This is a genomic window from Kitasatospora sp. NPDC088548, assembly GCF_044753005.1.
Taxonomy (GTDB): Bacteria; Actinomycetota; Actinomycetes; order Streptomycetales; family Streptomycetaceae; genus Kitasatospora.
Genome location: NZ_JBIVMI010000064.1, coordinates 1 through 6,000, shown reverse-complemented (window position 1 = coordinate 6,000; position 6,000 = coordinate 1). Strand labels below are relative to the sequence as shown.

6 protein-coding genes are annotated in these 6,000 nt (G+C 66.8%); all 6 read left to right on the top strand.

The genetic code is table 11. The features are described from left to right. A partial coding sequence (locus tag ACIP82_RS37560) for an oligopeptide/dipeptide ABC transporter ATP-binding protein (protein ID WP_400660256.1) occupies nt 1-250 on the top strand: 250 nt, incomplete at its 5' end. Next, complete coding sequence (locus tag ACIP82_RS37555) at nt 240-1,394, top strand: ABC transporter ATP-binding protein (protein ID WP_400660254.1); 1,155 nt, start codon at nt 240-242, stop codon at nt 1,392-1,394. The genes ACIP82_RS37560 and ACIP82_RS37555, both read left to right, overlap by 11 nt. 427 nt (nt 1,395-1,821) lie before the next feature. Beyond that, a complete protein-coding gene (locus ACIP82_RS37550; RefSeq protein WP_363615247.1) occupies nt 1,822-3,471 on the top strand; it encodes an ABC transporter substrate-binding protein in 1,650 nt (549 codons plus the stop codon). 93 nt (nt 3,472-3,564) lie between these two features. After that, nucleotides 3,565-4,509, top strand: coding sequence for an ABC transporter permease (locus ACIP82_RS37545; protein WP_363615249.1), 945 nt, complete (start codon nt 3,565-3,567; stop codon nt 4,507-4,509). Beyond that, nucleotides 4,502-5,464, top strand: coding sequence for an ABC transporter permease (locus ACIP82_RS37540; RefSeq protein WP_363615251.1), 963 nt, complete (start codon nt 4,502-4,504; stop codon nt 5,462-5,464). Before ACIP82_RS37545 ends, ACIP82_RS37540 begins: the two co-directional genes overlap by 8 nt. Before the next feature lie 15 nt (nt 5,465-5,479). After that, a partial coding sequence (locus tag ACIP82_RS37535) for an ATP-binding cassette domain-containing protein (RefSeq protein ID WP_400660250.1) occupies nt 5,480-6,000 on the top strand: 521 nt, incomplete at its 3' end.

Sequence of the window (6,000 nt, the reverse complement as noted above, 5' to 3'; positions counted from 1 at the left end):
CCGGGGCCTGCTCAACTCGATCCCGCGGCTGGACCAGAAGGGGCAGAACCTCTACGCCATCCAGGGCCTGCCGCCGAGCCTGCTGCGGATCCCGCCGGGTTGCGCGTTCAACCCGCGCTGCCCGCGGGCTCAGGACATCTGCCGGGCCGAGGTGCCGGAGCTGTTCCCGGTCACCGAGGAGGACGGCACCACGGCGGCCGGGCGGGGCAGCGCCTGCTTCTTCTGGAAGGAGACCCTCCATGACCGCTAACGGGTCCACCGCACTGAGGGCGGCGGTACCGGAGGAGGCCGCGTTCGCGCAGGAGGTGCCGCCCGGCGAGCCGATCCTCGAAGTCCGGGATCTGGTCAAGCACTTCCCGCTGACCCGGGGCATCCTCTTCAGGAAGCAGGTCGGAGCGGTGAAGGCGGTCGACGGGGTCAGCTTCGACCTCATGCAGGGGGAGACGCTGGGCATCGTCGGCGAGTCCGGCTGTGGCAAGTCCACGCTGGCCAAGGTGCTGATGAACCTGGAGCCGGCCACCTCCGGGCAGGTGCGGTACAAGGGCGAGGAGATCTCCCGGCTCTCGGGCGCGGGGCTGAAGGCCGTCCGCCGGAACATCCAGATGGTGTTCCAGGATCCGTACACCTCGCTGAACCCGCGGATGACGGTCGGCGACATCATCGGCGAGCCGTACGAGATCCACCCCGAGGTGGCGCCGAAGGGCGACCGCCGCAAGGCCGTTCAGGATCTGCTGGACGTGGTCGGGCTCAACCCGGAGTACATCAACCGGTATCCGCACCAGTTCTCCGGCGGTCAGCGCCAACGGATCGGCATCGCCCGGGGGTTGGCGCTCAAGCCGGAGGTGATCATCTGTGACGAGCCGGTCTCCGCGCTGGACGTGTCGGTGCAGGCACAGGTGATCAACCTGCTGGAGCAGCTCCAGGGTGAGTTCAACCTCTCGTACATGTTCATCGCGCACGACCTCTCGATCGTCCGGCACATCTCGGACCGGGTGGGGGTGATGTACCTCGGCAAGATGGTCGAGATCGGCTCCGACCTGGAGATCTACGATCATGCGACGCACCCGTACACCCAGGCGCTGCTCTCCGCGGTGCCGGTGCCGGACCCGGCGGCGCGGGAGTCCCGCGACCGGATCATCCTGAGCGGCGACCTGCCCTCGCCGGCCAACCCGCCGTCCGGCTGCCGGTTCCGCACCCGCTGCTGGAAGGCGCAGGAGCGCTGCTCCACCGAGATCCCGTTGCTGGCGGCCCCGGCCTGGCTGGACGGGCTCGCCCGGCACGAGTCGGCGTGTCACTTCGCGGCGGAGCGCGAGGTCGAGCAGAGCGCGGCGGAGCGCGAGGTCGGTCGGAGCGCTGCGGAGGGCGGGGGAGGCCCCGGGGGTACGGAAACGTAGTTGACACGGCTGCACCGGTCCGCCTTGCAGGGCGCGTCCTCCTTTCGGAGGGCGCGCCCTTGCGTTGTGCTGCGGAAACGCTCGAATTCCGGGCGCCCGAACGGCTCCCTTTTAGTCATTACGCTACGTAAAGCATCGAATACCGGAGATTATTGTCCGCTATTCGGAAGGCGGAGCAGGGGGCTCCGGGAGCGATATGCAGGAATTTGGCGAGCAATGTCACAAATTGGTCTGAGCATGTAATTGAAAAGAGATGTGACGTGGATTCCGTCAGGGGGGTCGGGTGATCGATAGTTGCTCTGCGCGTATCAGTGGTCACCTCGCCAACTGTGCGGATCGGCCCTGAGATGTCGACCCTCGCCATGCCCGGCACACCGACTGGCGGGGCGCCGTTCGTTCGTAAGCCCCTAAATCGAGAGGCAGTTGAATGAGGCTCACCAAGACGATGCGTTGGACCGCGCTCGCGGCGTGCACCGCGCTCGCGATCTCCGCCTGCAGCACCGGCGGCGACAAGAAGTCCTCGGACCCGGCGAGCGGCGGATCGGGCAAGAAGGGCGGCTCGATCAATGTCGAGCTGGGTGAGCCGCAGCACGGTCTGGTGCCGCAGAACACCGCCGAGTCCGAGGGCGCCGAGGTGCTCCACGCGATCTTCGCCGGCCTGGTCGACTACGACATCAAGGACAACTCGCCGAAGCTCCGGGTCGCCGAGTCGATCGAGAGCACCGACGCCACCACCTGGACGATCAAGCTCAAGGACGGCTACGCCTTCCACAACGGCGAGAAGGTCACCGCGCAGTCCTTCGTGGACGCCTGGAACTACGGGGCGAACCAGGACAACGCGCAGGAGGCGCTGCCGTTCTTCGACAAGATCCTCGGCTCCGAGGAGCTGGCCCCGGGCAAGGACAAGAAGCCCTCCGCCAAGGAGCTCAAGGGCCTGAAGGTCGTCGACGACAAGACCTTCACCGTCACGCTCAAGGCGCCGTTCTCCCAGTTCAAGACCATGCTGGGCTACAACGCCTTCTTCCCGCTGCCGAAGGCGTTCTTCACCGACCCGAAGGCGTTCGGCGAGAAGCCGATCGGCAACGGCCCGTTCGAGATGGACGGCGCCTGGGAGCACAACAAGCAGATCAAGGTGAAGCGGTTCGAGAACTTCCCGGCAGCGGACGGAAAGGCCAAGCTGGATTCCGTCACGTTCAGGATTTACGAGAAGCTGGAAACCGCCTACAACGATCTCCGCGCGGACACCATCCAGATCACCGACAAGCTGCCGATCTCGGCGATGGCGACGGTCGCGCAGGAGTTCGGTGACCGCTACATCTACAAGCCGGATTCCGGCGTCGGTTACATCGGATTCCCGATCGCGACGAACCCGGCCGCTTTCGGCAAGCCGGACATCCGCAAGGCGATCTCGATGGCGATCGACCGGGAGTCGATCACCAAGACCATCTTCTCGGGCACCCGTAAGCCCGCCGACGACTTCGTCAACCCGATCATTCCCGGGTACCGCCAGGGCGCGCTCGGCGACCTCGCCAAGTACAACCCGGCGAAGGCGAAGGAGCTGTTCACCCGGGCCGGCGGCCTGCCGGGGAACACGCTGGAGATCGGCTACAACGCGGACGGCGGCCACAAGGAGTGGATCGAGGCCGTCGGCAACCAGCTGAAGGCCAACCTCGGCATCGAGGTCACCTTCAAGCCGTTCGAGAAGTTCGGCGCCATCCTCACCGCGCTGGGCGACAAGCAGTACTCCGGCGCCTTCCGCATGGCCTGGTCGATGGACTACCCGTCGATCGAGAACTACCTGCGCCCGATCTTCTCCAAGGTCGCCATCGACAACGGCTCCAACTACGGCGGCTACGTCAACGAGGAGTTCGAGAGCCTGCTGACCCAGGCCGACGCGGCCAAGAGCGACGCCGAGGGCATCAAGCTCTACCAGCAGGCCGACGACGTGCTGATCAAGGACCTGCCGTACATCCCGGTGTACACCTACATGTCCTCCTCGGCCTACACCAAGTCCGTGAAGAACGTGAACGTCAACGCCCAGGGACAGATGGACCTGGCCAACGTCGAACTGGCCTGACCGACCACCATCTGACCGGCCCGCCCGGACGGGCGGCGCGGGCAACCCCCGCGCCGTCCGGCGCAGGCGTGCCCCGAACCACGAGGAGGCCGCATGGGCCGCTATGTGGTCCGCCGGATCATCCAGGCCATACCTGTGATCCTCGGCGCGACGTTCCTTATCTACGCACTGGTCTTCCTGCTGCCTGGTGACCCCATTACGGCACTGGCCGGTGAGAAGCGGCAGGACCCGGCGGTGGTGGCCGTCCTGCGGGACCGCTACCACCTGGACGACCCGTTCTTCGTCCAGTACTGGGACTACCTGGTCGGCCTGTTCAAGGGCGACTTCGGCGAGGACTACCGCGGCAACCAGGTCGTGGACGTCATGAAGACCGCGTTCCCGTACACCATCAACCTGGCGGTGACCGCGCTGGTCATCGAGATGGTGGTGGGTGTCACCGCCGGTGTGGTCGCCGCCCTGCGGCGCGGCCGGTTCATCGACAACGTGGTGCTGATCTCGACCCTGATGGTGATCTCGATCCCGGTCTTCGTGATCGGCTTCGTGCTCCAGCTGATCCTCGGGGTGAAGCTCAACACCGACTACGGCATCGACTTCTTCCCGGTCTCCTTCAACGAGGAGGCGGGCTTCCGGTCCTATCTGCTGCCGGCCTATGTGCTGGCCTCCACCTCGCTGGCGTACGTCGCCCGGCTCACCCGGACCAGCCTGATCGAGGTCATGCGGGCGGACTACGTCCGGACGGCGGTCGCCAAGGGGCTCAGCCCGTTCCGGGTGGTGGTCCGGCACGGTCTGCGCAACGCGCTGATCCCGATCGTCACCTTCCTGGGCATGGACCTGGGCGGGCTGATGGGCGGTGCGGTGATCACCGAGGGCATCTTCAACATCCCCGGGGTCGGACACCAGCTCTTCCAGTCCGTCTACCTGCGGGAACGCACCATCGTGGTGGGGATCGTGAGCGCCCTGGTGCTGGTCTACCTGTTCGCCAACCTGGTGGTCGACCTGCTGTACGCCGTTCTGGACCCGAGGATCCGCTATGAGTGAGCCGACGAAGAGCGAGAACGTGACGGTGGCGGCCCCCGGGCAGCCGGCCGCCGGATCCGCCGCCGGGGCCGCGCCCGCGGTCACGCCGGACGGCAATGAGCGGGTGGCCAGCCTCTGGACCGACGCCTGGTACGACCTGCGGCGCAACCCGCTGTTCCTGATCGGCGGGGTGCTGGTGCTGTTCATGGTGGCGCTGGCCGTCGCCCCGCAGCTGTTCACCGACAAGGACCCGAGTTCGCCGGGCTTCTGCAACCTGGTCGACTCGCTGAAGCGGCCGAGCGCCGAGCACTGGTTCGGCTTCGACGTCCAGGGCTGTGACATCTACACCCGGACGGTGTGGGGTGCCCGCAACTCGATCATCGTCGGCATCCTGACCACCACGCTGGTGGTCCTGGTCGGTGGCACGCTGGGCCTCTGGGCGGGCTGGATCAGCGGTCTCTGGGACAGCGTGCTCTCCCGGGTCACCGAGATCTTCTTCGCCATCCCGCTGCTGCTCGGCGGCATGCTGATCATGTCGACCTGGAAGACGGGCAACGCCTGGACGGTCTCGGCGGTGATGGCGGTGCTCGGCTGGCCGCAGATCTACCGGCTGATGCGTTCGGCGGTGCTCTCCAACAAGCACAACGACTATGTGGTCGCGGCCAGGGCGCTCGGGGCCGGTACCGGACGGATCGTCTCCCGGCACATCCTGCCGAACGCCGTGGCGCCGGTGATCGTGGTCTCCACCATCAACCTGGGCGTCTACATCGGCGCCGAGGCCGCCCTGTCCTACCTGGGCATCGGCATCCAGTCCCCGGCGATCTCCTGGGGTCTGATGATCAGCGACGCGCAGTCCCGCTTCCTGAACGCCCCCCATGTGCTGCTCTTCCCGGCCGTCGTGCTGAGCATCACCGTGCTGGCGTTCATCATGCTCGGCGACGCGGTGCGCGACGCCCTCGACCCCAAGCTTCGCTGAGGAGGGCCGCGGACGATGAGTGACGCGACAAGGCCGTCGAAGGACGGCGCACCGCGCCAGGACGCGGTGGAGGTGATCAAGGGCGGCCGGGAGAACCTGACGCCCGGTACCCCGTTGCTGGAGGTCGACGACCTGCACATCGAGTTCCACACCCGGGACGGTGTCGCCAAGGCGGTCAACGGGGTGAGCTACTCGGTGTCGGCCGGTGAGACCCTGGCGGTGCTGGGGGAGTCGGGCTCGGGCAAGTCGGTGACCGCCCAGGCGATCATGGGCATTCTGGACATGCCGCCGGGGAAGATCACCGCCGGTTCGATCCGGTTCCGGGGCCAGGACCTGCTCACCATGAGCCCCAAGGCCCGGCGGGCGGTGCGTGGCCGGAAGATCGCGATGATCTTCCAGGACGCGCTCTCCTCGCTGAACCCGGTGCTCAGCGTGGGCTATCAGCTCGGTGAGATGTTCCGGGTGCACCAGGGGGCTTCACGCAAGGAGGCCAGGGACAAGGCCGTCGAGCTGATGGAGCGGGTGCGCATTCCCGC

Excerpts from the sequence above, each read along its gene's own strand:
- ACIP82_RS37555 (WP_400660254.1), top strand. The coding sequence starts at position 240 with ATGACCGCTAACGGGTCCACCGCACTGAGGGCGGCGGTACCGGAGGAG.
- ACIP82_RS37550 (WP_363615247.1), top strand. The coding sequence starts at position 1,822 with ATGAGGCTCACCAAGACGATGCGTTGGACCGCGCTCGCGGCGTGCACC.
- ACIP82_RS37540 (WP_363615251.1), top strand. The coding sequence starts at position 4,502 with ATGAGTGAGCCGACGAAGAGCGAGAACGTGACGGTGGCGGCCCCCGGG.
- ACIP82_RS37545 (WP_363615249.1), top strand. The coding sequence starts at position 3,565 with ATGGGCCGCTATGTGGTCCGCCGGATCATCCAGGCCATACCTGTGATC.